Source organism: Streptomyces sp. NPDC048671 (assembly GCF_055587045.1).
In genome coordinates this window covers 66830-92339 of the sequence record NZ_JBVJHB010000004.1, presented here as the reverse complement: position 1 = coordinate 92339, position 25510 = coordinate 66830, and the positions used below count along the sequence as shown (strand labels likewise).

23 protein-coding genes are annotated in these 25510 nt (G+C 70.4%); 16 read left to right on the top strand and 7 right to left on the bottom strand.

The window, feature by feature from the left end; translation table 11 throughout:
- Positions 1-125: 125 nt before the first annotated feature.
- From ACZ6S6_RS09480 to ACZ6S6_RS09470, 3 genes are all read right to left on the bottom strand, one after another.
- A complete protein-coding gene (locus tag ACZ6S6_RS09480; protein WP_469704590.1) occupies positions 126-353 on the bottom strand; it encodes a hypothetical protein in 228 nt (75 codons plus the stop codon).
- 107 nt (positions 354-460) lie between these two features.
- Positions 461-952, bottom strand: coding sequence for a hypothetical protein (locus ACZ6S6_RS09475; RefSeq protein WP_469704589.1), 492 nt, complete (start codon positions 950-952; stop codon positions 461-463).
- Between the two features lie 84 nt (positions 953-1036).
- The gene (locus ACZ6S6_RS09470; protein WP_362955559.1) at positions 1037-2410 is read right to left on the bottom strand and encodes an FAD-binding oxidoreductase; all 1374 of its coding nucleotides are present in this window, start codon (positions 2408-2410) and stop codon (positions 1037-1039) included.
- Positions 2411-2640: 230 nt separating this feature from the next.
- On the opposite strand from ACZ6S6_RS09470, the gene ACZ6S6_RS09465 reads away from it, so the two are divergent.
- A complete protein-coding gene (locus ACZ6S6_RS09465; RefSeq protein ID WP_469704588.1) occupies positions 2641-3495 on the top strand; it encodes a pentapeptide repeat-containing protein in 855 nt (284 codons plus the stop codon).
- A gap of 17 nt (positions 3496-3512) precedes the next feature.
- On the opposite strand, the gene ACZ6S6_RS09460 is transcribed toward ACZ6S6_RS09465, so the two are convergent.
- Positions 3513-4037: an SRPBCC family protein gene (locus ACZ6S6_RS09460; RefSeq protein ID WP_362955565.1), complete on the bottom strand. Its 525-nt coding sequence runs from the start codon at positions 4035-4037 to the stop codon at positions 3513-3515.
- A gap of 282 nt (positions 4038-4319) precedes the next feature.
- Here ACZ6S6_RS09460 and ACZ6S6_RS09455 point away from each other — a divergent pair, with 282 nt between their 5' ends.
- From ACZ6S6_RS09455 to ACZ6S6_RS09435, 5 genes are all read left to right on the top strand, one after another.
- Complete coding sequence (locus tag ACZ6S6_RS09455; protein WP_469704587.1) at positions 4320-5717, top strand: radical SAM protein; 1398 nt, start codon at positions 4320-4322, stop codon at positions 5715-5717.
- 418 nt (positions 5718-6135) lie between these two features.
- On the top strand, positions 6136-6687 hold the full coding sequence (locus tag ACZ6S6_RS09450) for a glycoside hydrolase family 25 protein (protein WP_362955571.1): 552 nt from the start codon (positions 6136-6138) through the stop codon (positions 6685-6687).
- A 129-nt stretch (positions 6688-6816) separates the two neighbouring features.
- Positions 6817-7842: an alcohol dehydrogenase AdhP gene (gene adhP / locus ACZ6S6_RS09445; protein ID WP_362955575.1), complete on the top strand. Its 1026-nt coding sequence runs from the start codon at positions 6817-6819 to the stop codon at positions 7840-7842.
- Positions 7843-7918: 76 nt separating this feature from the next.
- Entirely contained in the window at positions 7919-8383 is a 465-nt protein-coding gene (locus tag ACZ6S6_RS09440) for a MarR family winged helix-turn-helix transcriptional regulator (RefSeq protein WP_469704988.1), read from the top strand.
- 35 nt (positions 8384-8418) lie between these two features.
- Positions 8419-8688: a hypothetical protein gene (locus ACZ6S6_RS09435; RefSeq protein ID WP_362955578.1), complete on the top strand. Its 270-nt coding sequence runs from the start codon at positions 8419-8421 to the stop codon at positions 8686-8688.
- A 30-nt stretch (positions 8689-8718) separates the two neighbouring features.
- Here ACZ6S6_RS09435 and ACZ6S6_RS09430 read toward each other — a convergent pair whose 3' ends face one another.
- Complete coding sequence (locus ACZ6S6_RS09430) at positions 8719-9366, bottom strand: HD domain-containing protein (protein WP_362955581.1); 648 nt, start codon at positions 9364-9366, stop codon at positions 8719-8721.
- A gap of 510 nt (positions 9367-9876) precedes the next feature.
- Here ACZ6S6_RS09430 and chvE point away from each other — a divergent pair.
- The 4 genes from chvE to ACZ6S6_RS09410 all read left to right on the top strand — a co-directional run bounded on the left by chvE (position 9877) and on the right by ACZ6S6_RS09410 (position 15476).
- A complete protein-coding gene (chvE, locus tag ACZ6S6_RS09425) occupies positions 9877-10962 on the top strand; it encodes a multiple monosaccharide ABC transporter substrate-binding protein (protein WP_469704986.1) in 1086 nt (361 codons plus the stop codon).
- A gap of 59 nt (positions 10963-11021) precedes the next feature.
- Complete coding sequence (gene mmsA, locus ACZ6S6_RS09420) at positions 11022-12542, top strand: multiple monosaccharide ABC transporter ATP-binding protein (protein WP_469704984.1); 1521 nt, start codon at positions 11022-11024, stop codon at positions 12540-12542.
- A 6-nt stretch (positions 12543-12548) separates the two neighbouring features.
- Positions 12549-13784, top strand: a complete 1236-nt coding sequence (mmsB, locus tag ACZ6S6_RS09415) for a multiple monosaccharide ABC transporter permease (protein ID WP_362955584.1) — start codon at positions 12549-12551, stop codon at positions 13782-13784.
- Between the two features lie 159 nt (positions 13785-13943).
- Positions 13944-15476, top strand: a complete 1533-nt coding sequence (locus ACZ6S6_RS09410; protein WP_469704585.1) for a carboxylesterase/lipase family protein — start codon at positions 13944-13946, stop codon at positions 15474-15476.
- Positions 15477-15508: 32 nt separating this feature from the next.
- Here the strand turns inward: ACZ6S6_RS09410 and ACZ6S6_RS09405 are convergent, their stop codons facing one another.
- Positions 15509-16486 (bottom strand): SCO7460 family lipoprotein, encoded by a 978-nt coding sequence (locus tag ACZ6S6_RS09405; RefSeq protein WP_469704583.1) that lies wholly within the window; start codon positions 16484-16486, stop codon positions 15509-15511.
- A 359-nt stretch (positions 16487-16845) separates the two neighbouring features.
- Between ACZ6S6_RS09405 and ACZ6S6_RS09400 the strand changes: the two genes are divergently transcribed.
- The 6 genes from ACZ6S6_RS09400 to ACZ6S6_RS09375 all read left to right on the top strand — a co-directional run bounded on the left by ACZ6S6_RS09400 (position 16846) and on the right by ACZ6S6_RS09375 (position 24538).
- Positions 16846-18012, top strand: coding sequence for a S1 family peptidase (locus tag ACZ6S6_RS09400; RefSeq protein WP_469704582.1), 1167 nt, complete (start codon positions 16846-16848; stop codon positions 18010-18012).
- Positions 18013-18553: 541 nt separating this feature from the next.
- Entirely contained in the window at positions 18554-20044 is a 1491-nt protein-coding gene (locus ACZ6S6_RS09395; RefSeq protein ID WP_362955596.1) for a UDP-N-acetylmuramoyl-L-alanyl-D-glutamate--2,6-diaminopimelate ligase, read from the top strand.
- Between the two features lie 404 nt (positions 20045-20448).
- Positions 20449-21420: an alpha/beta hydrolase gene (locus ACZ6S6_RS09390; protein WP_469704580.1), complete on the top strand. Its 972-nt coding sequence runs from the start codon at positions 20449-20451 to the stop codon at positions 21418-21420.
- Positions 21413-22573 (top strand): acyltransferase family protein, encoded by a 1161-nt coding sequence (locus ACZ6S6_RS09385; RefSeq protein ID WP_469704578.1) that lies wholly within the window; start codon positions 21413-21415, stop codon positions 22571-22573. The genes ACZ6S6_RS09390 and ACZ6S6_RS09385 overlap by 8 nt, the downstream gene beginning before the upstream one ends.
- Positions 22574-22583: 10 nt before the next feature.
- Complete coding sequence (locus ACZ6S6_RS09380) at positions 22584-23873, top strand: sensor histidine kinase (RefSeq protein WP_469704576.1); 1290 nt, start codon at positions 22584-22586, stop codon at positions 23871-23873.
- Positions 23870-24538: a response regulator transcription factor gene (locus tag ACZ6S6_RS09375; RefSeq protein WP_362955604.1), complete on the top strand. Its 669-nt coding sequence runs from the start codon at positions 23870-23872 to the stop codon at positions 24536-24538. Before ACZ6S6_RS09380 ends, ACZ6S6_RS09375 begins: the two co-directional genes overlap by 4 nt.
- A gap of 7 nt (positions 24539-24545) precedes the next feature.
- On the opposite strand, the gene ACZ6S6_RS09370 is transcribed toward ACZ6S6_RS09375, so the two are convergent.
- Complete coding sequence (locus ACZ6S6_RS09370) at positions 24546-25307, bottom strand: class I SAM-dependent methyltransferase (protein ID WP_469704575.1); 762 nt, start codon at positions 25305-25307, stop codon at positions 24546-24548.
- Positions 25308-25510 lie beyond the last annotated feature (203 nt).

The following is a 25510-nucleotide window of genomic DNA, read 5'->3' as shown; positions in this document are numbered from 1 at the left end:
GGCGTCCTCGACAGTCCGACGGTCCGACCTCGTCGGGGCCGCTGGCGGACAGCAGCCGCTTGTGCGGGGAGCAGACCGCGCCCTCGGGGAACTGCACGGCCCTCGCGCCGGCTGCCCGGCACGGCTCAGTGGCCGCGGCCCGACATGCTCGGCTGGAGCGAACGGACGAGGTCGAAGAACCGGGACTCGTTGCCCGAGAGCCCGGCCCGCCGCAGCGCGCCGTCGGCCTCCTCGATCGGTGCGGCGAGCACGGGCATGTACAGGGGGGCGTCATCAGGGTCGCAGAGCACGGCCCGAGTGGCCTCCAGTAAACGGACGTACGCCTGCGCCGCGGCGAGTTCGTCATTGCGCATCTCAGCATCTCCAGGTCAGAGGTGTCGGACCCACAAGCATCCCCCATGGGTCTGACAACGCCCGGTGCGACAGCTCGGGGCGCGGTCCCCAAGGGCTCTCCCAGCCCTTAGCGGCGTTCCGGGCCACGCGCACCGGCCGGTGGTTCGACCTCCAGGAATCTTCGGCGGCGCGGCCCGCGGTACAGCAGCGCGGTCCACCCCGACTCCCGCAGCACCGCCGCGCACCGGGCCAGTTCGCCGTCCTCCTCGTGCGCCGCCCCGCTGCCGGGAGGCCCGAGCCACTCGACCCGTACGGTGCCCGGCGTCGCGCCGGCTTCCACCCGGTACCCGGTCGCCGTGCGCCGCCCCGACGCGTCAACGGCCGACGCGGACAGGCCCGATGCCTCCAGCGCGAGGGCGACGGCCCGTACCGGCCGGTGCAGTTCCCACGGGGCCGGTACGGACTCCGGGGCCGGGTGCCCGGTGTTGGCCAGCCGACGTATCTGCACCATCCCGGCGAACGCGGTCCGCACCGCGGCGGCACGCCTCGCGGCCGGGCCCGGGGGTGACTGACCCTCCCCGGTGGCCGGTTCGAAACCGGTCTCCTCCTCGGCGCCCATCCGCCTCCCCCTTTCGCCCGTACACACTGGCTGCCAGTGTGCGCCGCCCCACTGACAACGGGCCCCCGGACACGGACGGCGAGGTCAGGCGCGGTCCCTGAGCACCTTGCCCGGGTTGAGGATGCCGTGCGGATCGAGCGCGGCCTTCACCGCGTGGTGCATGGCGAGCACCGCGGGTCCCAGCTCCTTGTCCATGCCGCGCATCTTCAGCAGCCCGACCCCGTGCTCGCCCGTGACCGTGCCGCCGAGCGCGATCGCGTCGTCCAGGATGTCCTCGAAGGCCGACTGGGCGCGGGCGCGTGCGGCTTGGTCACCCGGCGGCGTGATGATCAGGGGGTGCAGATTGCCGTCGCCGGCATGGGCGATGTTGGCGATCAGGACGTCGTGCCGGGCCGCCGTCCGCTCGATCCGCGCCAGCATCTCCGGAACCGCCGTCCGCGGTACACACACGTCCTCGGTCAGGACCGGACCGAGCCGCTCCAGTGCCGGATAGGCCAGCCGCCGGGCCTGGAACAGGGCATCGGCCTCCTGCTGGTCGGTGGAGACCGCGGCCCAGCTCGCGCCGGCCCGGTCGAAGCAGTCCCGGATCAGTTCGGCCTCGGCGTCGCCCTCGGCTCCGGGGGTGTCGACCCGGCCGAGCAGCACCACGTCCGCGTCCGCCGAGAGTCCCATCTTCTTCCAGGCGTCCACGGCGGCGAGACAGTGCCGGTCGACCAGTTCGAGCGCGGACGGGATGACGCCGGACGCCGTCACGGCGCTCACCGCCTCACCGGCGGCGACCACCGACGAGAAGTAGCCCGCCACCGTGCGCTCCTGGAGCCGTGCCGGACGAAGGCGCACGGTGATCTCCGTGATCACCCCGAGCGTGCCCTCGGAGCCAACCATCAGCCCGGCCAGGTCGTATCCCGCCACGCCCTTGGCGGTACGGCGGCCCAGTGAGACGACTTCGCCGAGCCCGTTGACGACCTCAAGGCCCAGCACGTAGTCGCGCGTCACCCCGTACTTGACGCAGCACATGCCCCCGGCGTTGGTCGCGACGTTCCCGCCGATGGTGGACCACGGTGAACTGGCCGGATCCGGCGGGTACCAGAGCCCGTGCTCCGCACAGGCCGCCCGGAGATCGTCGTTGACCACACCGGGCTGGACCACTGCCAGCCGCTCGGCCGCGTCGATGTCGACGATCCGGTCCATGTCCTCGAACGACAGGACGACCGCCCCGTCGACGGCGTTCGCGCCGCCGGACAGACCGGTCCCCGCGCCGCGCGGCACCAGCGGAATGCGGTGGGCGACGCAGTGGCGCACCACGTCCCGCACCTCGTCGGTGCTCTGCGGGCGCACCACCGCAAGCGGCATCCCGTACGGAGCCCACTCGGCCTCGTCGTGCTGGTACCGGGCCAGGCCCGCCGGATCGGTCAGTACCCGCCGGGCCGGGATGCTGTCGACTGGTGCGTTCGCCACGATGGTGGCCACCTCCCATAAAGATGTATTACCCACCATTGTCGCGCGCGGGGCAGCCGGCCCGTGGGGGAGGCCCCTGTTAGGGCCCCGTTCAGCGGTTCCGGAAGCCCTGTCGGTCCTGCCCGGCCCGGCAGGACCCCTGATGAAGGACACCACGTGGATCGGGCCCGCGGCGAAGCTCGGTAGGCTCGGTCGCTCATGAACCCCGCACACCGGAGGATGCAGGCACCGTGCCCGATATCGACCGAGCCCCCGGCACCGACCCCGTGGACAGCACCGGCCGTGCCGGCCTGCGCGCCGACTGCGGGAACTGTTTCGGGCTGTGCTGTGTCGCGCTCACCCTGACCCGGTCCGCGGACTTCGCCATCAACAAGGACGCCGGGAAACCCTGCCGCAACCTTCAGGACGACTTCCGCTGCGGCATCCACACCCGGCTGCGCACCGAGGGCTTTCCGGGCTGCACCGTGTACGACTGCTTCGGCGCCGGCCAGAAGGTCTCCGGGGAGACCTTCGGCGGACAGGACTGGCGCGCGGCCCCGGAGAGCGCCCAGCAGATGTTCCAGGTCTTCCCGGTCATGCGACAGCTGCACGAGCTGCTCTGGTACCTGACGGAGGCGGCCGAACTGGCGCCGGCCCGTCCCCTCCACGGCGAGATCGGCCGCACCCTCGACGCGACCGAGCGTCTCACCCACCTCGACGCCGAAGCCTTCGCCGACCTGGACGTCGCGGCACACCGGGACGAGGTCGCCGCCCTGCTCTCGCGCACCAGCGAACTCGTACGTGCGACCGCTCCCCGCAAGAAGAAGCGCAACCACCGAGGTGCCGACCTCATCGGGGCCCGCCTCAAGGGAGCGGATCTGCGCGGTGCCGACCTGCGCGGCGCCTACCTCATCGCGGCGGACCTCACCGGAGCCGATCTCCGGCTCGCCGACCTCATCGGAGCGGACTTCCGGGACGCGGAGCTGTCCGGTGCCGACCTGACCGGAGCACTCTTCCTGACGCAGTCACAGCTGAACGCCGCCCGGGGCAACGGCGCCACCCGGCTCCCTCGGTCGCTCAGCCGCCCCACGCACTGGGAGCGTTGAGGGCGACGGCCGAAGGGTCATGCCCTGGGCGCGTCCCCGTCCAGCGGGGCCTCCAGCGCCGCCTTCAGCCGCTGGAGCGTGGTGCGGATGTTGCCGCGCTGGAACTCGGCGAACGTGTGCCCCCGGGTGGCCGCCCGGTCGAAGGCGTTGGCCAGGAAGTCCGGCCAGCCGCGGCGGTCGTCGGTCCAGGTCTCGGTGACCCGTGTGCCACCGTCCACGGCCTCGAACCGGTACTCCCACGTGGCGATCGCGCCGGGGAGCCGCGGCCGCCGGGCACCGATCGCGTGGACCCGGAAGGCGAACCGCTCGCCCGGATCGGCCGCGGTCACCGTGCAGCGTGTCGTCCAGCGCATCCGCCCGCGCTTGTTGCGGCCCTCGAAGACCATGCCAACGTACGCGTCCCGGCGCTCCCCGAGCACCTTCGCGCCCCGGTTCTCCGGACTCCAGCGCCCCATCGCGGTCGGGTCGCTGAGCTGCTCGTACACGGCCGAAGGGGAGGCGAGAACCACGATGCCGTCCGACACGGACATGGTGCGGGGCATGAAGTACTTCCGATCCGCGGCCGACTCCGGCAACCACCGGGCGTCGGGCCGACCGCACGGCCGACGGGCTCCCGGGCCCCACACCCTACTCACCGGTCACATAGACCGTGGCGACGGGCGCTCGCAGAACGGTCCCAGCGGCCACACCTCCGGCGCCCCCGGTCAGGAACGCCACCGGGATCGAGAACGCCTACGGGATCGAGAACGCTTCCGGTTCGTGGTTCGTTGCACAGGGTGGCGTATTCGGAACACCACCGACAACCGGACCGAGGAGCCCCGCACATGCCCAGCCGCACAGAGCCCAGCCGCACAGAGCCCAGCCGCACAGAGCCCAGCCGTACCGAGCCCGGCAGCACCGACGCAGGTCGCACCCGCCTGATCGAACGGCTCATGGAGCAGTTCCCGCACGTGCCGCGGGAGGCCGTGATCAAGGAGGACCTGCTGCGCGGCGGCCTGGCCTTCGACGAGTCCGCGCTCAGCGACAACGAGGGCGGTGACGTCAAGCCGAAGTCGTACTTCATCTTCTCCTTCGACCACGGCACCCTGCCCGAGCTGGGGGCTGCCGCCCTGCGCCGGCCGCCGGAGGAGATCGTCCTCACCGGCGGACCGTACGAGCTGCGGCGCACCGTGGTCTCCGTGCGGGTGAATCCGGCATCTCCCTACCGGGTCGCGGCCGACGACGACGGAGTGCTCGGGCTCTACCTCGACGGCAGGCGGATCTCCGACGTCGGGCTCCCCCCGATGCCGGACTACTACCGGCACACGCTGGAGAACGGCAAGTCCGTGATGGAGGTCGCGCCCACCATCCAGTGGGGCTACCTCGTCTATCTGACGGTCTTCCGCGTCTGCCAGTACTTCGGCGCGAAGGAGGAGTGCCAGTACTGCGACATCAACCACAATTGGCGCCAGCACAAGGCGGCGGGCCGCCCGTACACCGGAGTGAAGCCGGTCGAGGAGGTCCTTGAGGCGCTGGCCATCATCGACCGGTACGACACCGCGAAGACGTCCACGGCCTACACGCTCACCGGCGGTGCCATCACCTCCCACATCGGCGGCCGGGACGAGGCCGACTTCTACGGCCAGTACGCGAAGGCCATCGAGGAGCGCTTCCCCGGCCGCTGGATCGGCAAGGTCGTCGCCCAGGCCCTTCCCAAGGCCGACGTACAGCGGTTCCACGACTACGGCGTGCAGATCTACCACCCCAACTACGAGGTGTGGGACCCCCGGCTGTTCGAGCTGTACTGCCCCGGCAAGGAGCGTTACGTCGGCCGCGACGAATGGCACCGCCGCATCCTGGACTCCGCCGAGGTCTTCGGCGCCCGCAACGTCATCCCCAACTTCGTCGCGGGCGTGGAGATGGCCGAGCCGTTCGGCTTCACCACGGTGAAGGAGGCCATCGAGTCCACCACCGAGGGCCTGCGGTTCTTCATGTCGCACGGCATCACGCCCCGCTTCACCACCTGGTGTCCCGAGCCCACGACTCCGCTGGGGAAGACGAACCCGGACGGCGCGCCGCTGGAGTACCACATCCGGCTGCTGGACGCCTACCGCTCGACGATGGAGGAGTACGGACTCAGCTCGCCTCCCGGCTACGGCCCGCCGGGTCCCGGACGCGCGGTGTTCTCCGTCAGCTCCTTCATGGACAGCCTGCCGGCCCGCCCCGGCGACGAGAGGCCCTGACCGCCGGTCAGCCGGCGACGGATCGGCCGCGGCGGCGAGTTCCCGTACGACCTGGGCGAAGCCCCGTACCGGCGCGGTGTCGATGGCGCGCCGATGCCCCCGGTCCCGCAGGCGAGGCCCGGACCTCACGCGCGAACCTCAGCAGCCGGCCTCAGGCCCGCCACTCGGCAGTCCGCTCGGGGGACGCCGGGACCGGGGCCTTCTCGATGGCCGCCGCATCACCCCGGTTGCCGTGCACCGGAGCGATGTCCTGCGCTGCGTGAACTGGTTCCTGCCGGTTCACCGACCCGGCAGTGCCCGGAGCTATTCCGGGTGACGGCGAAACGATTCCTCTACCACTCCGACGGATGGGACCCACAAGTCGCGGGCACTTAACGGATGAAAGCGGAATCACGCGAACCACTTGAAGGCGGTGCCCATGCTCCATGGTGTCGATGTCAGCTCGCATCAGTCGTCCCTCGACACGGCCGGTCTGGACTTTGTCTTCATCAAGGCCACCGAAGGGCGTTCGTACGTCAACTCGCGTCTGGCCGACCAGACGAAGCGCGCACGGGACGCGGAATGCGTCGTCGGCTTCTACCACTTCCTGTGGCCCGGGAACATCACGGCGCAGGCGGAGTACTTCCTGAGCAAGGCGCCGGAGAAGGCGGGGGAGCTGCTGGCCGTCGACTGGGAGGAGAACGGTGAGGGCACCCGTGCGAGCAACGCCGAGAAGGACCAGTTCATCCGCGAGGTCAAACGGCTGCGGCCGCACCACCGGGTCCTGCTGTACTGCAACCGCTACTTCTGGCTGAACCACGACACCACGTCGTACGCCGGGGACGGTCTGTGGATCGCCGACTACGTCACTGCGGGCAAGCCCCGCATCAAGGCCACCTGGCGCATCCATCAGTACACCGACCATCCTCTCGACAAGGATGTCGCGAACTTCTCCTCGCGGGCCGCGATGCACACCTGGGCGCGGGGGTAGCGACCGGGCCGGTGGTGAGAAGAAGCGAGAACCGGCCATCCGAAATACTCTGTTCCGAGGCTTGTGTGCCTGGCCGCCGCGTTTCCGCGCGGCAGGCCGGGCACACGGCACCGAAGCGGAGGAGTACTCATGAGAGCCGCCGTCGTCCGCAGCTTCACCGAGCCTCTCGTCGTCGAGGACAGGCCGGTTCCCACCCCGGCCGGGCACCAGGTCCTGGTACGGATGGAGGCCTCGGGCCTGTGTCACACCGACATCCACGCGGCCCGGGGGGACTGGCCGGTCAAACCGAGTCCGCCCTTCGTCCCGGGCCACGAGGGCATCGGCATCGTCGAGGCGGCCGGCGACCAGGTCTCCCATCTCGCTGTGGGGGACCGCGTGGCCATCCCCTGGCTCGGCGAGGCGTGCGGACACTGCGACCACTGCGTCTCCGGCTGGGAGACGCTCTGCCTGGCGCAGCAGAACAGCGGCTACTCGGTCGACGGCAGCCATGCCGAGTACGCCCTCGCCCACGGCACCTACGTCGTGCCCGTGCCCGACGGCATCGACCCGCTGGACGCGGCACCCCTGACCTGCGCGGGCGTCACCACGTACAAGGCGGTGAAACTCTCCGGGGCGCGCCCGGGGACCCGCGCCCTCGTCTCCGGGATCGGCGGGCTGGGGCACCTGGCCCTGCAGTACGCGCGGATCTTCGGCGCCGAGACCATCGCCGTCGACGTCACCGACGAGAAGCTGGCTCTCGCCCGGGAACTGGGCGCCGATCATGTCATCGACGCCCGCGTCCAGGATGTCGCCGAGGAGACCCACCGCCTCGGTGGCGCCGACGCGGCGATCTCGCTCGCGGTGAGCAACGAGTCGTTCGGCGCGGCCTACGGGGCGCTGCGCCGGGGCGGCACCCTGGTCCTCGTGGCCCTGCCCGCGGAGGGCAAACTGGAACTCCCGGTCTTCGACACGGTGCTGAACGGCACGAAGGTCATCGGTTCGATCGTCGGCACCCGCGAGGACCTGGCAGAGGTCTTCCAGCTGCACCGGCTCGGCCGCACCCGTGTGGTCCGCGAGAGCCGGGATCTGGCGGACATCAACTCCGCGATCGATGAAGTCCTGAAGGGGAAGGTGTCGGGACGCCTCGTCTTCGACCTCGCCGGCACGCCGGCCTGATCACCGCGCCCGCACCCGTCCGGATCCATGGGTGTGCACCCATCATGGGTCGGGCCCTACCGTGAACGTGATGAACATGAACGAGACCCCGCCCAGCCTCCTGGGACTCACGACCTATCTGATGTCCAGGACCGGCAAAGTGGCCCGCGGCCGGCTGGCGGGGCGGCTGACCGAGCGCGGCCTGCGGCTCTGGCACATGGCTGTGCTGGCGGCACTGGTCGATTTCGGTCCGCACGTGCAACGGGAGCTGGCGGCCCGGCTGTCGATCGACCGCAGCGACATCGTGAAGATCGTGGACGACCTGGCCGTCGCCGGACTCGTGGAGCGGGCCCGCGACAGCACCGACCGGCGCCGCGTCATGGTCACCGTCGGCCCGGCGGGCCGTGCGCTGCTCGACCGCCTCCACACCGAGGCGCTGACCGTCCAGGAAGATCTCCTCGCGCCCCTGAGCAAGGCGGAACGCACCCAGCTGACAGCCCTGTTGAGGCGCGTGCACGACCATGTCCAGGACGATGCCGGGGCACGGCGGCCAGGTCGATGACCGATTCGGCCGCCCTGGTGCGGCAGACTTCTGCGGTGACCACAGCCGCGGCTCAGCCGCCTCGTGACCGTGCGCTCGGGCGCGGTATCTCCACCCTCATCCCGCAGGCCGCGACTGAGACCCCGGCCGAACAGGCCGCTGCGGTTCTGACCGCGATGCAGAGCGTTCCGGTCCGTGTCGGTGTGCTCCAGGCGGCGGTGGTGCTGCTGGAGGAGCGGGTGCGTGCGACGAATGACGGAGCGGAACGCGCGGCGGCCGCGACCACTGTGGCGATGCTCCGCACCGCGATCAGCCAGGCGCGCTGACCCGGCGCGGCGGCACCGCGACGGCCCGGCTCATTCCGGCCAGGGCGAGTCGAGGATCGTACGGACGAAATCGCCGCGCTCGAAGCCCGGCACGTAGTGCTCCAGCACATCCGCCTTGACGTTGCCGAACGTCGTCTCCGGCTTCTCGCGGATACCGTCGGTGAACGTGCCGAGGATGCGCTGCTTGAAGTCCGGCCGTGGGTGCAGGGCGACGATCCGGGACCGGTCCTCCTCGGAGATGTCCCGGTAGCCGATGCCGAGTACGTCGTACTCGACCCCGGCGGTCACGAGCGCCACCTCGGGCTCCAGGTACTGGGGGATACCCGGTGTGGTGTGCAGCGCGATGGCCGTCCAGACCCTGCGGACGCTGTCCTCCGGGACGTGGTGCCCCTGGAGGAACCGCCGCGCCTCGTCCGCGCTGTCCACCTCGAAGCGGCGCCCGCTCGTACGGAAGCGCTCGCCGAGACCGAGGTCGTGGAACATCGCGCCGATGTAGAGCAGCTCGGGGTCGTAACCAAGATCGCGGTTGCGGCCTTGGAGGGCCCCGAACCAGAAGACACGGCGCGAATGGTGGAAGACGAGTTCGCTCGTGGTGTCCCGGACCAGCTGGGTCGCCTCGCGCGCCAGCGCCGTATCCGGGACCCGTAGCCCGGCGACGGAAGGGGGATCGGTGGTCACGGTGTTCACCTGCGCTCTCGGGGACGTATGTCCGGCGGACGGTACGGGGGTCCCGTGCGTCCGGCGGGCGGCGTGACGAACCGCCCGCACCTCCACCATCCGCGTCCGTCCCACGGGTCACAACCCGGCGCCGCGCCGGGCGGGCCGCCTGCCGGCGCTCGGACCGGGCGGCCGAAAGCCGGTCCCCGGCCGGGGCCGTGGTGACTGTGCCTGCGCGAACCATTGACACCCCTCCCGGCCTCTCACTACCGTCACGCCAGCATTTCGAACGGACGACGAAATATCGAACGCCACGATGCCACCGCTTTGTCGCCCGACTTGACGGAAATGGCCGAAGACGGCTGCCTCCTGAGCCGAGCGTTTTTGACTGCCCGCTTTCCCGAACCATGTCCGAAATACCGAACAGCTCATGAAGGGCATCCCGGCCCGCCCAGCCGTTTCCCTCGCACCCGGAGGATCGACATGCGCACCTCACCCACCGCGACCGTTCCGCGCGCCGCACGGACCGCCATGGTCCTCACCGCCCTCGTCCTGTCCGTCACCCTCGCCGCCTGCGGACAGAGCGGCGAAGGCGGCAGCAAGGAGAAGAAGGCGGGCGGCAAGGGCTCCACCATCGGGATCGCCATGCCGACCAAGTCGTCCGAACGCTGGATAGCCGACGGCAAGAACATGGCCGCCGAGTTCAAGAAGCTCGGATACAAGACGAATCTGCAGTACGGCGAGAACGACGTCGACCAGCAGGTCTCCCAGATCGAGAACATGATCACGAAGGGGGTGGACGTCCTCGTCGTCGCCGCCATCGACGGCCGCGCGCTCAACGACGTACTGCACCAGGCGGGGGAGCGGGGCATCAAGGTCATCTCGTACGACCGGCTCATCCTCGGCACCCCGGACGTCGACTACTACGCCTCCTTCGACAACGAGAAGGTCGGCGAGCTCCAGGCCGGCTACATCGTCGACAAGCTCGGGCTGAAGTCCGGCAGCGAGAAAGGCCCGTTCAACATCGAGCTGTTCGCCGGATCGCCGGACGACAACAACACGCGCTACTTCTTCCAGGGCGCCTGGAAGACCCTCAAGCCCTACATCGACAAGAAGCAGCTGGTCGTCCGCAGCAAGCAGACCAAGCTCGACCAGATCACCACCCTGCGCTGGGACGGCGGCACCGCCCAGAGCCGCATGGACGACCTGCTGACCGGTGCCTACTCCTCCGCTCAGGTCGATGCCGTGCTCTCCCCGTACGACGGCATCTCGATCGGCGTCATCTCGTCCCTGAAGTCGGACGGGTACGGCACCGGCGCCAAGCCGTACCCCGTCGTCACCGGTCAGGACGCCGAGGTCGCCTCCGTGAAGTCGATCATCGCGGGACAGCAGACACAGACCGTCTACAAGGACACCCGCGCCCTGGCCAAGCAGGCGGTCCAGATGGCCGACGCCGTACTCAACGACAAGAAGCCCGAGGTCAACGACACCAAGACGTACAACAACGAGAAGAAGGTAGTGCCGGCCTTCCTCCTCGACCCGGTGAGCGTCGACAAGAGCAACTACCGGGCCCAGCTGGTCGATTCCGGCTACATCAAGGCGAGCGACCTCCGATGACGGCCCCGAGGGCAGCCGCGAAGCCCGGCCCGGCGGCCGGGCCCGCCCCGGTCCTGGAGATGCGGTCGATCGTCAAGACGTTCCCCGGCGTCAAGGCGCTCTCCGACGTCTCCCTGACCGTCGCCGAGGGCGAGGTGCACGCCATCTGCGGGGAGAACGGCGCCGGGAAGTCGACCCTGATGAAGGTCCTCAGCGGAGTGCATCCGCACGGCAGCTACGAGGGCGAGATCCGCCTTTGGGGCGAGGACTGCGCGTTCAAGGACATCCGGGCGAGCGAGGCGCGCGGCATTGTGATCATCCACCAGGAACTCGCCCTGGTGCCGTACCTCTCCATCGCGGAGAACATCTTCCTCGGCAACGAACACGCCCCACGCGGCTTCATCAGCTGGAACGAGACGCTGCGCCACGCGGCGGCCCTCCTGGACCGGGTCGGTCTGCGGGAGAATCCGCAGACCAGGGTCGCGGACATCGGCGTCGGCAAGCAGCAGCTCGTCGAAATAGCCAAGGCCCTGGCCAAGAAGGTCGAGCTGCTGATCCTGGACGAGCCGACCGCCGCGCTGAACGACGAGGACAGCGCCCAGCTCATCACCCTCATCAAGGAGCTGAAGAGCCAGGGCATCTCGTCGATCATCATCTCGCACAAGCTCGGCGAGATCGCCGCGGTAGCCGACTCCGTCACGGTCCTGCGCGACGGCCGGACCGTCGAAACCCTCGACGTGCACGCCGAATCGACCACTGAGGCCCGCATCATCCGGGGCATGGTCGGCCGCGAACTGGACAGCCGCTTCCCCGAACGGACCCCGTACGAAGGGGAACCGGGGGCCCACCCGGCCCTGGAGATCCGCGACTGGACCGTCCACCACCCGATCGACCAGCACCGCAAGGTCGTCGACCATGTCTCCGTGCAGGCCCGGCGCGGCGAGATCGTCGGCCTCGCCGGACTGATGGGCGCCGGCCGCACCGAACTCGCCATGAGCGTCTTCGGCCGCAGCTACGGGACCGACATCAGCGGCACGGTCCTCAAGGACGGCCGGGAGATCCGGACCCGCACCGTCTCCGAAGCGGTCCGCCACAAGATCGCCTATGTCACCGAGGACCGCAAGCGGTACGGCCTCAACCTCATCGACACCATCGGCCGCAACATCAGCCTCGCCGCCCTGGGCAAGGTGTCACGGCGCGGGATCGTCGACGAACACGAGGAGACCCGGATCGCCGAGTCGTACCGCACCTCCATGAACATCAAGGCCCCCACCGTCTTCGAGCAGGCCGGCCGGCTCTCCGGCGGCAACCAGCAGAAGGTCGTCCTCAGCAAATGGATCTTCGCCGGTCCGGACGTCCTCATCCTCGACGAACCCACCCGCGGGATCGACGTCGGCGCGAAGTGCGAGATCTACACCGTCATCGACCGGCTCGCCGCCCGGGGCAAGGCCGTCGTGCTCATCTCCTCCGAACTCCCCGAACTCCTCGGCATGTGCGACCGCATCTACACCATGTCGGCCGGCCGGCTCACCGGCGAAGTCCCGCGCGCACAGGCCACGCAGGAGGTCCTCATGCGCCACATGACCAGCGACAAGAGGTAGCAGGAAATGGCCCAGACCCCCACCGTCACCCCGCAGCGCACCGGCAAGGCGGCCCCCGCCCCACCCGTGACGACCGGCACGGTCCTCCTTGCCGCGGTCCGCCGCAACACGCGCCAGTACGGAATGCTCATCGCCCTCGGGCTGATCGTCGTGCTCTTCGGGATATGGACCGACGGCGTCCTGCTCAAGCCGAACAACGTCACCAACCTCGTCCTCCAGAACAGCTACATCCTGATCCTCGCCATCGGCATGATGATCGTCATCATCGCCGGGCACATCGACCTCTCGGTCGGCTCGCTGGCGGCCTTCGTCTCCGCCGCCTGCGCCGTGATGATGGTCGAGCACGACGTGCCCTGGGTGCTCGCACTCGTTCTCGGCCTCGTCCTCGGGGCGGTCGCGGGCGCCTGGCAGGGCTTCTGGATCGCGTACGTCGGCATCCCCTCGTTCATCGTGACGCTGGCCGGGATGCTGCTGTTCCGCGGCGGAACGCAGATCCTCCTGGGCAGCCGCTCGCTCGGCCCGATCCCCGACGGCTTCCAGAAGATATCCACCGGATATCTCCCGGAGGCCGGACCGCACACCAACTACCACAACCTCACCCTGCTCCTGGGGCTCGCGCTGCTGGCCTTCGCCCTGCTCCAGGAGGTCCGCGACCGACGCCGCCAGAAGCGCTACGAACTCGACGTCCTGCCCCGGAACCTCTTCCTCGCCAAGTGCGCGGCCATGGCCGCGGCCGTACTCGCGTTCACCATGACCCTCGCCAGCTACCGCGGTGTCCCGGTCGTGCTGCTCCTGCTCGCCGTCCTGCTGATCGGGTTCGGCTACGTGATGCGCAACGCGGTGATCGGCCGTCATGTGTACGCACTCGGCGGCAACCGCGCCGCGGCGAAGCTGTCCGGCGTCAAGGACCAGCGCGTCACGTTCCTCGTGTTCGTGAACATGGGCGTACTCGCCGCACTCGCGGGCGCCGTCTACGCGGCCCGGCTCGGTGCCGGCGTGCCCCAGGCCGGCACCAACTTCGAACTGGAGGCCATCGCCGCCGCGTTCATCGGCGGTGCCTCCATGAGCGGCGGCGTCGGCACGGTCTTCGGCGCCGTCATCGGCGGCCTCGTGCTCGGCGTACTGAACAACGGCATGTCGCTCGTGGGCATCGGCACCGACTACCAGCAGGTCATCAAGGGCCTCGTGCTGCTCGCCGCCGTCGGCTTCGACGTCTACAACAAACGCAAGGTCGGCTCGTGACCGCACCCGTGACCACTCGTGCCCGGACGGCGGCCCGGCGCCCTCCTCGTGGTGACGATGGGGCGACGATCATTTCGTTGGCGCCGCGACCACGGGCTCTGCCATCCTGATCACCGCGCCCGGCGGGGGCGGCGGGCGAAGGACGGCAGAGCAACGTTGATGAGCGTCTTCGGCACGGCGTGCGGGCAGGTACGGGGAAGCGGCCCGGACCGGGGTGTCGTCGCCGTCCTCGGCATTCCGTACGCCGAGCCGCCGTTCGGAGCGGACCGGTTCCGGGCACCACGCCCCCGCGGCCCCTGGGCGGGCATCCGCGACTGCGTGGACTTCGGGCCCGTTCCACCGCAGTCGGCACAGTTGCCGGGAGCACCGAACTGGTCGCCCGGCGACGAGGGCGTCCTCAGCCTCAACGTCTGGACCCCGGCCGCGGGCAGCGCAGCCCCCGGCCGCCCGCTGCCGGTGCTCGTCTGGATCCACGGCGGCGCCTACACGTTCGGGTCCGGTGCGCAGCCGGACTTCGACGGTGCCGCGCTCGCCCGCGCCGGCCTGGTCGTGGTCACCCTCAACTACCGCCTCGGGTTCGAGGGCTTCGGCCACGTCCCGGGCGACGGCGATGACCCCTGCCCGCCCAACCGCGGGCTGCTCGACCAGATCGCCGCCCTGAAGTGGGTGCGCCGCGACATCGCCGCCTTCGGCGGGGACCCGGCAAACGTCACCGTGGCCGGGCAGTCATCCGGAGCGACATCGGTGGCCTGCCTGATGGGCATGGACGGCGCGCGGGGGCTGTTCCGGCGCGCGATAGCGCACAGCGCGGTCGGCCCCTGCTACTCACCGGAACTCGCCGGACACCTCATGGAGAAGGTGGCCGCCGAGGCAGCGGTCCCCGCGACGCGCGCCGGACTGGCAGCCGCCTCGCCGCAGACGCTGGTCAAGGCGTCCGACGCCGTCGTGGACGGGTACCGGCAGAACCCGCACTCCGGACGCCACCACTGGGACCCGGTCATCTACGGCCCGGTCATCGACGGAGTGCACCTGCGCGCGGACCCGCTCGCCCTCCTCGCGGGCGGGGCGGCCTCCGGCATCGACCTGCTCGTCTGCCACACCACCCAGGAGTACTGGCTGCTGGATGCCGTCGGCAGCAGCGCGAAGGTCACCACGGAGGAACAGCTGAACCGCTTCGCCGCCGACTTCGGGCTCCCGGACTCGTTGACGCGGGGCTACCGCGGGCTCATGCCCGAAGCCCCCGTGGGCGACGTCCATCTCGCCCTGTACGGAGACCTGATGTTCGGCGAGTACAGCAGCCGGCTCGCCGACGCCCACGCACGAGCCGGCGGGCGCACCTTCCTGTCACGCTTCGCGCGGCAGCGGGGCGGACCGCAGCCGGTCGCGTACGCCTGGCACTGCGCGGACGTCCCGTTCGCCTTCGGGAACCTCGGCGAGGAGAGTGTCCGGTTCCTGACCGGTGGCGCGCCGACGGCCGCGGACCATCAGCTCTCGGACCGGATGGCCGCCGCCTGGGCCGGATTCGCCGCCACCGGCGAGCCGGGGTGGGAGCCGCTCGGCACCTCCGGCGGTCCGGTCCGGACCTGGGAGACGACGGACACCACCAGGGCGCCGGCCCCCGGCCACTGGTCGGACAGCGGGACGGTCCGCGCACTGTGGCGGAGCTTCGGCTACCGGCCCCTGAGGCCCTGACTCGGTGCGCCCGGCGGCAGGCAGGCCGTTCCTCACAGGGGCGGCAGCCGCAGCGGCCCCCTGCCCTCCCGTACCTTGCCGGCCTCCCGCACCTGGCCCACCGGCTCGCCCCGCGCATCCGTCGTCACCACCACGGCCCGGTCACCCAGGCACCGCTTCTCGCCGTCCGGCCGCTCGCAGTAGAGCACGTACCCGGTGAGCCGGTCGACCGTTCCCGGTTCCAGCCTCCACACCCCCTGGTACTCACTCATCTGCACACTCGGGTACGACGCCCGGAGCCGCGCCTCCACCGCGGCCCTGACAGTCGCGGCGAACTTCTGCCGTGTTTCGAAGGGCTGGACGATCCGGGCGCTGCCCGTGGTGTCGACGCGCCCCTGCGAAGCGGAGTAGCTCGCGACGAAGTACGGACGCGACTGCAAGGAGGCCAGCAGAGGCGTTTCGCTCAGCCGCATCGCGGTCGGGTGCGACTTCTTGCCGGCCGGGCGGCGCTGGGCGACGGCGGGGGAGGCGATGTTCACCGAAGCTCCTCGGGCGTGCGCGGTCCCACCGCTTCGCCCGTCCGCCTCCACCCAGCGCCGGACGCAGGAGCCGATGTCGCCGAGTACGCGTGTCACGGTGGCGTTGGTCGGTGAGGCCACGATCCACGGGGCTCCGGACGAGGGCTCCACCCCGATCACCTCGTGGCCGCAGCTCCTGAACGTACGGGTGAGGAGCCGCAGCCGGGCCGCTTCGGACCGCCCCCTTTCGACCGCGTCGTCGAGGACTCTCCGGCAGTCATGCGTGTTGCACGTTCCGGCCTCGGCATCGACGCGGATCCGGACGACCGCGTCGGGGTCGCCGTTCACCGAGAAGGCGACCTCCGAGCCACCCGCCTGCGGGAACAGCTTGCGCACCTCGATCACTTCGAGGACTCCCGGGTAGTGCTCGTCGGCCAGCGTCTCGGCGAACCGGCTGTCCTCCTTCGTGCTCAGCACCCCGCAGCCGCCGAGCACGAGCGCGACCGAGCACATCAGCGCACCGGTCAGCCCGAATCCGGGCCTACGCGTTTCCGATGATCTGTGTCCTGGCCATCTGTGTCCCGGCGATCCGTTCATATCCGCTCTCCTCGCCCCGCCCGCCCCGAACGGCGCTCTCCGGCGCCGCCCCGTTGTTCATCTGACCTGACCGTAGGGCGAGTTCGGGTCCACGGGATGAGTACGCCTACTCAACGGGCGGGCCCGTACAGCCACTCATGCATTGGCATGGACCTGCAAACGACTCTGGGCTACAGTCCGGAACGGCACACTCTGAGAGCGCTCTCAGGCGAGACGCCTCCCGGACGCCTGCTGTTCCTCCCCCACGTCGCCGGAACAACAGAAGGGCCAATGCCTTGAGACGCATCACAGCTCTGCGAACCGCTCTGTCCGCCGTGCTCCTCGTCGGAGCCTGGGCGGGCGCGGGTTTCCCCTCCGCCTCCGCCGCAGACACCCCCGCCACCGGACCCCGCACCGTCTCCGACGCGCCTCCGGCGTCCGCCGGACTGCTGACCGCCATGCAGAAGGACTTCGGGCTGACGGAAAGTCAGGCCAGGGCGAGGCTGTCCGCGGAGAAGACGGCGACCGCGATACAGGAAAAGGCGAAGCGCGCCGCCGGAGCCACGTACGGCGGCTCCTGGTTCGACCCGTCGACGGGCGGCCTCACGGTGGCCGTCACCAGCGAAAAGCAGAAAGCGGCCGTGCGGGCGACCGGTGCGGCCGTACGCCTGGTCACCCACACCGCGCACCGGCTCGACACGGTCAAGGCGCGGATCGACAAGCTCGACGCGCCCGCCGGGGTCAGCAGCTGGCACGTCGACCCCGAGGCCAACAAGGTCGTCGTGAACGTCGTCGCCTCGGCACGGGATGACAACGATGTCCGCAAGTTCGTCGAGCGGGCTCGCGCGGCCGGACCGGTCGTCGTCGAACAGACCGCCCAGGCACCGCGGACCTTCGCCGCCGGGACCGTGGGCGGCGACCCGTACTACACGGGCAACGTACGGTGCTCCATCGGCTTCTCCGTGTACGGCGGCTTCGTCACCGCCGGACACTGCGGACAGGCGGGTGCGGCCGTCAGCGGGTGGGACGGCTCCGCCATCGGCAACTTCCAGGGATCGTCCTTCCCCGGCGACGACTACGCCTGGGTGAGCGTGGGCAACGGCTGGTGGACCGTCCCCGTGGTCCTCGGCTGGGGCACCATCTCGGACCAGCTCGTACGCGGCTCCGCCGAGGCCCCCGTCGGTGCCTCGATATGCCGCTCCGGATCCACCTCCCACTGGCACTGCGGCAACGTACTGGCCACCAACGAGACGGTGAACTACAGCCAGGGCGCCGTCTACCAGATGACCAAGACCAGCGTGTGCGCGGAGCCGGGCGACTCGGGCGGCTCCTTCATCAGCGGGGACCAGGCACAGGGAGTCACCTCGGGCGGCTGGGGCGACTGCACCTCGGGCGGCGAGACCTGGCACCAGCCGATCAACGAGATCCTGAACCGCTACGGGCTGACGCTCCACACGGCCTGACCGCCGAGATCATGAACCGGTACGGGCCGGTGCTCCACACGGCCTGACCACCACGACCGGTCCCGGGGGCCTGTCGTGCGGAGCGTTCCGCTTCCGCGCGACAGGCCCCTCGCCGTGCCCCCGGCCTCCCCGGCGGGCCCGCACGAGCCGGTCCGCGCCCCAATCGCGCCCCCACCGGGACACCCCCTGCTTCCGGCCGGAACGACGACGGGGCTCCGGCGCGGTCCCCGGGACGTACACTCCACTCATGGGTCACACAGACGCGGTGAGACAGGCACCTCACCTGCTGTGCCACGCCGCCCCCCAGGCGCGTTGTCGCGCCCTGCACGGTCACGGCTGACCAGGACCCACCGCAGCCGGCCACACCGCGACGCCATTCCGCTTCCGGCCGTGCTCGCCCCCTCCGCCACCGGAGTTCTTCCACCGCCTTCGCTGCGCACACGGCAGCACCCCGCACCATGCGCAGCTCCCGCGGCGCGCCGTCGGCAACCCCGCGGCGGCGGCCGCCGGGTGCCGAGCCGCATTTTCGAGAGGACCCTGCATGAAACTGAGGGAGTTGCTGGCCGGGCACGATCACGAGGTCCTCCTCGGCGATCCGGAGACCCCGATCACCGCCGGAGCATGCTTCGACGCCCACCGCGTGACACCGGGTTCGCTGTACATCGCCGTGCCCGGCCATCGCGAGGGCGGTCCCGAGGCTGTCGGCCCGGCACTGGCGCGGGGCGCCGTGGCCGTGCTGGTGGACAGCGAGGCACCGGACATCCTGGCGGCGGTGCAGGCGTCGCCCGCCGGCGCGTGTGTGGTGCGGGTGGCGGACACCCGTACGGCAGCGGCGGTCGTCACCTCCCGCTATCACGGGGAACCCGGCCGGAGCATGGACATGGTGGCCGTCACCGGCACCAACGGGAAGACCTCGGTCTCGTACATGGTCGAATCCGTGCTCAGGATCGCCGAGGGTGCGCGAGTCGGAGTGATCGGCACCGCCGGCAGCCGGATCGGTGACGAACTCATCCCGATGCCCCGCTCCGTCCTGACCACGCCGGAGTCACCGGACTTCCAGTACCTCCTGGGGCACATGCGCGACCACGAGGTCGGCACGGTGGTCCTGGAGGCCACCTCGATGGGTCTGCTGCACCACCGGGTGGACCGCGCCTTCCTCGACGTGGGCATCTTCACCAACCTCACGCAGGACCACCTGGACGACCACGGCACCATGGAGAACTACCGCGATGCCAAGCTCCGCCTCTTCCAGGGGCTGTGCCGGAGCGCCGTGGTCAACGCCGACGACCCGGTGGGCGCGGCCATCGCACCCACGATGCCGGGCATGGTCACGACGTACGGCATCGACGCCGAGGCCGACTACCGGGCCACGGACCTGAGCATGAACGCCTTCGGCACCCGCTTCACCCTCCACCACGAGGGCAGCAAGTACCCCGCGGCGATCCCGGTACCCGGACGGTTCTCCGTGTCCAACGCGCTGGCCTCCGTGGCGGCCTGCCACCTCCTGGGCCACGACCTCGCCGGGCTGGTGGCCGCACTCGACCGGATGCCCCCGGTCCCCGGCCGGCTGGAACGCTTCGAGACTCCGCGCGGCACCGCGGTGATCGTGGACTACGCCCACTCCCCGGACTCCCTGGACAAGGTCCTCAGCGCGGTCCGGGACTTCTCGCAGGGCCGGGTCATCACCGTCTTCGGCTGCGGGGGAGACCGGGACGTCACCAAGAGGGCCCAGATGGGTGAGATCGCCGGGACCCGCTCCGACCTGTGCGTCCTGACGTCGGACAACCCCAGGAACGAGGACCCCGAAGCGATCATGGACCAGATCGCCCCGGGTCTGGAGGGCACCGGAACCAGGTTCGAACGCTACGCGGACCGGCGCTCCGCGATCGCCTTCGCCCTGGAGTCCGCCGGACCCGACGACGTCGTGCTGGTGGCGGGCAAGGGCAGCGAGCCGTACCAGATCGTCGGCGATCAGCTCATCCCGTTCAGCGACATGGCGACCGTGCGCGAACTCGCCGCCCCGCAGGACTGACAGCCGGCGCTCTGCGCCCGCCGCAGAGCGCCACGTTCCGCAGAGGCGTCAGACCGTCAGCCGGAGACCGGCACGCTGTCACGCGGCAGTACGTATCTCTCGGTCTCGCCGGATCCACGGTCCAGCGCGAACCGCTACCCCTCGCCGCAGTCATCGCGGCAGAAATCCCCGCGGACAGCGACGCGTCAACTCGTGTCCTCCTTGGTGGGCATACCCATGACGCCTGTCCGCGGGCCGGACCACGGGCCTGCCGGCCGGCCGCCCTGGAACCACAGCCGCTACTCGTAGTACTTCGGAGCTACACGACAGGTGCGCCCCACGGAGGGACGCCGACTACAGAGCGCGGTTCATACCTTCCTACCGGAAGCACGAAGCACATCCGGTAGGAAGGACTCACCCCCCTCATGCCCGCTCGCCCCCGCAACAGCCGGCTGCGCCGAACCCTGTTGGCCGCCCTCGTCGCCACCTCGGTCGCCGCGCCCGTGTCCGGAGCCGCCGGCCCCGCAGCCGTACCGGCACCCGCTCCGGCCGCGTTCACCCCGCTGCGGGACGCCACGCAGGGCACCCTCGACGCACGCTACGCCGCCACGCGCGACGGCATCCTGGCAGCCGAGCGCATGGCCGCGGGCCACGGCGACCGAAATCGGGCCGCGGCACTGCGCGGGATGGCGGACCCCCGCCGCCACTTCCTCCTCTTCGACGGCCGCGACGGCGGCCGGACCGCTGAGGTCTTCGGGGACCTGGCACAGGCCGAGCGGATCGCCGTACTGGTGCCCGGTGCCGATACCAACCTCGACAGATACTGGCGCCTGAGGAAAGATTCCACCTCCCTGCGAAGGGAGTTGGGCCCCAAGGCCGCCGTCGTCGCGTGGCTCGGCTACGAAACGCCGGCCACGGTGAGCCCGGCTGCCCTCACCACCGGACGAGCCGACGCGGCGGCACCCGGGCTCGGACGGTTCACGCACGAACTGCACACCGCCAGACCGGCCGCCAGGATCTCCCTGCTCTGCCACTCCTACGGCTCGGTCGTCTGCGCTCGGGCCGCGCCCGGTCTGCGGGACGTGGCCGCCCTCGTCCTCTACGCCAGCCCCGGCACCGGAGCCGGAAACGTCCGCGCCCTGCACACACGTGCCACCGTCTGGGCCGGCCGGGGTACGGACGACTGGATCGCCGGCATTCCGCACACCCGTCTGCGCCTCCCCTTCGGCTCCATCGGCTTCGGACCGGACCCGATGTCACGGAAGTTCGGCGCCCGCACCTTCGACGCGGGCACCGGCGGACACAGCGACTACCTCAGGCCCGGTTCCCGGCCCCTGAAGAACATCGCCCGCATCGTCTCCGGCACGGCACCCTCCGGGACGAGCCGGCATGCGTGAATTCATCCAGCGGATCGATGCCGCCACCCCGCACCACCGCGACCGGGCCGTCGACGCGCTGCGTGCCCTCGCCATCCTGGGAGTCGTGCTCGGCCACTGGCTGGTGACCGCTCTGGTCGTCGACAGCGGTACCGTCCACGCCGCCAGCCCGCTCCAGCACATACCCGAACTCACCCCGGTGTCCTGGGTGTTCCAGACACTCGCGGTGTTCTTCCTGGTGGGCGGACAGGTAGCGGCCAAGAGCTATGCCTCGGCCCGCGCCCGGGGCACCACGTACGGTCGCTGGCTCGGCGCCAGGACAGCCCGGCTGTTCCGGCCGGTCGCGGCGCTGCTGGTGGTCTGGGCCGTGACCGCGGGCACGATGCTCGCCTCCGGAGTCGGCTACGACAACCTGCACGCCCTGCTCAAGCTCGTGCTCTCACCCCTCTGGTTCCTGCTGGTCTTCGCCGCGCTCACCGCACTGACCCCGCTCGTCGCCCGGCTCCACCCACTGTGGCCAGTCGTCGTGGTCGTCCACGTCGACATCATCCGGCTCGGGCTCGACGGCCCCGCCCGGCTCGGCTGGATCAATGTGGCCGCGGGCTGGCTCGTCCCGTACTGCCTCGGCACGGCTTGGGCCCGCGGTGCCCTGCGGTCCCGCACGACCGGCTGGACCCTGCTCATCGGCGGTGCGACGGCCACCACCCTGCTGGTCCTCCTCGCCGGATACCCCGCGGCCATGGTCGGCGTACCGGGCGCCGGCATCTCCAATCTCAACCCGCCCACCCTGGCCGCGGCCACCTTCGGGCTCGCCCAGTGCGGGGCGGCACTGCTCCTGCTCGGGCCGCTGCGGCGGGTACTCGTGAAGCCTGCCGCATGGGCGGCGGTGGCCCTGGTCAACCTCAGCGCCATGACCGTCTTCCTCTGGCACCAGACGGCGATGATGGCGGTCACCGCGACGGGCCTTCTCACCGGCCGCGCACTGCCCGGCCTGCACACCCGTCCGGACGGGATGCAGTGGATCGTCACCCGGCTGCTCTGGTTACCGGCCTTCGCCGTCGCCCTGACCGTGTGCTGGGCGGCGTTCAGATCGCACGAACAGCGCCGGCAGGGACGCACAACAGTGGTGCGGGAAGCACGACCCAGTCGGCCCGGCGAGGCACACCGTGCTTAAAGTGGCAGCCATGCGTAGTCGATGGGCGCGGTCCGGGGCACTGCTGACAGGGTGTCTGAAGACACTCCCGCGGAGCCTAGCCCACGACCTGTGGACCACGGCCGGCGACCCACCGCCCCGTCCGGACCGGCCCGGAGTGCACGACTGGCTCCCGGCCCTCCTGGTGCCACTCGTGCTGTGCACGGTGCCGATCGCGGCCTTCAGCATCAACACCCTTGCGTGGCAGTACGGGCTGGACCACCGGAGCGCTTTTCTCCTCGGCGGGATTCAGTCCGCCGCACTCATCGCCGCCCTGTACAGGCCGGTGCCAGCCTGGTGGGTGGCGACCACCGTCACGATCGTTGTCACGCTGACCGCGAGATTCCAGGGCGCCGATGCCGTGCTTCCCTGGACCTGGCCCGGAATCGTCGTACAGGCAGGGGTGCTGCTCATGATGGCACTGCGGCTGCGCCCCCGGATCGCCGTCGAGGCACTCACCCTCAGTGTTCTGGCGGGCCTGGCCTGCACCCCGTACGGCTTCGTGGATCCCACCGCCGACACACGCGTCGCCGTGACAGTCCTCGTCACGGCCGTCGTGGTCGGCGCCGCACTGCGCGGCCGTCAGGTCGCCCGCACCGAACTCGTGGTGCAGGAGGAACGCACCGCAGAGGAACGCAACCGCCGCACCCTCCTTGAGGAGCGCAACCGCATCGCCCGCGAACTCCACGACGTCGTCGCCCACCACATGTCGGTGATCTCCATCCAGGCCCAGGTCGCCCCGCACCTGGTGGAGGATCCGTCCGACGAGCTCAAGGAGAACCTCGCGGGCATCCGCGAGAACGCCGTCGACGCACTCATCGAACTGCGCCGCGTTCTCGGCGTGCTCCGCTCCGAGGACGCGCGGTCCGCCGGGGCGCGGCACACTCCTCAGCCCACCCTCGAGCGTCTGCCCGAACTGCTCGACAATGTACGAGGGGCGGGCCTCAGGGTCACCACCGACATCACAGGCACCCGGGGTCCCATCCCGCCCGGTGTAGATCTCTCCGCCTTCCGTATCGTGCAGGAATCCCTGAGCAACACCATGCGGCACGCGCCCGGAACGGCGGTACGCGTCCGGATCGCGTACCGGCCGCACTGCATCACCGTCCGGATCACGAACACCGCGCCGGACACCCCGGCCCCGCCCCCGCGCGACATCGGCCACGGTCTGCTCGGTATGCGTGAACGCACGGCCATGCTGGCCGGTGAATTTGCCAACGGGCCTACTCCCGAAGGCGGTTACGAGGTAGTGGCGATACTTCCGCTGGAGGAACCCGTATGACGATCCGTGTTGTCATCGCCGACGACCAGATGATGGTGCGTCAGGGATTCACGGTCCTGCTCGACGCCGAGCCCGGGATCGAGGTCGTAGGCCAGGCGGTCGACGGCCTGGACGCCGTGGCCAAGGTCGCCGCACTCACGCCGGACGTCGTCCTGATGGACATCCGTATGCCCGGGATCGGCGGCATCGAGGCCACGCGCCGCATCACCGAGCCCGCCGGGTCCACGGTCAGGGTTCTCGTCCTGACCACATTCGACCTCGACGAGTACGTGTACGAAGCCCTGCGTGCGGGCGCCTCCGGATTCCTCCTCAAGGACGCCTCGGTGGCCGAACTGTCCCAGGCCGTAAGGGTGGTGGCCGCGGGCGACGCCCTCCTCGCGCCGAACATCACCAAGCGCGTCATCGCCGAGTTCTCCCGGGTCACCCGGACTCCCCGCACTCCGGAAAGGGGCCGCGCGGGCGTCCTGACGGAACGCGAGACCGAGGTCCTGGCACTCGTCGCGCAGGGGCTCTCGAACGCCGAGATAGCCGCGAATCTGGTGGTCGCGGAACAGACGGTCAAGACCCACGTCGGCCGGATCCTGGGCAAGCTGGGACTCCGGGACAGGACCCAGGCCGCCGTGTTCGCCTATGAGACCGGCCTGATACGCCCGGCCGGCTACTGAACCCGGGTCATGACACGGCGGAGGCCGTCGAACGCTGTGTGGCCGCCCGCCGGAAGAGCGCGGTCCACAGAAAGGGTTCGCCGAACAGCGGCGACTCGGACGGCTCGTCCCGCATACGGCGCAGCTCGATCTCCGCGAGGTCGGAGAAGATCCAGCGCAACGCCTCAGGTGTGTAGGCGAGCCCGCCGTGGAGACGCGACTGGTCGTAGAATTCCCGGTCGCTCAGCTCCGAGCCCATCGCACCGGCCGCGAAGCAGGTGAGGGCGAGGTGACCGCCCGGTGCCAGGGCCCGGTCGAGCAGGGCGCGGTAGCTGATGCGCCGGTGCGGCGGCAGGTGATGGAAGCAGCCGGAGTCGTAGATCAGGTCGTACGGCAGGCCGGGCTCGGCGGCGAGAAGGCCGAAGGCGTCGCCGCAGCGGAAGCGGACATCGACACCCGCCTCCTCCGCCCGGCTCCCGGCCCAGGCGATCGCGGCCGGTGACAGGTCGACAGCATCGACCTCGAATCCCATGGACGCCAGGTAGAGGGCATTGCGGCCGGGACCGCAGCCCAGATCGAGTGCCCGGCCCGGCTTGATCAGACCCCGGTCGACCAAGGAAGCAAGATTCTCATCGGGCTTCGACACGAAGAACGGCACGGGCCTCGAACGGTCGGCGTAGAAGCCGTCCCACCAGGGAGCCCCGTTTGCCGTCCAGCGGTCGGCCTCCGGCGCGAACAGGCCGTCGAGCAGCCTCAGTACATCGTCCACGGTTCGTATGTTCCGGTCCATCCGGACCTCCTTTCCCGATACCGAAACGATAGGTCCGAACAGCACGTAAGGCCAGGTCAGGTGGGCTGTCGGGAGCCTTGTCGCGGGTCCCTGAAAGGCCCGTGCGCAGCACGGCGGGCAGCTCCGCGCGACCGGGGCGAACGGCTCTCCGAAGGCCCGTCGCGTGGCGCCACGGGCCCATTCCCGCTGCCGCCGAGCCCATC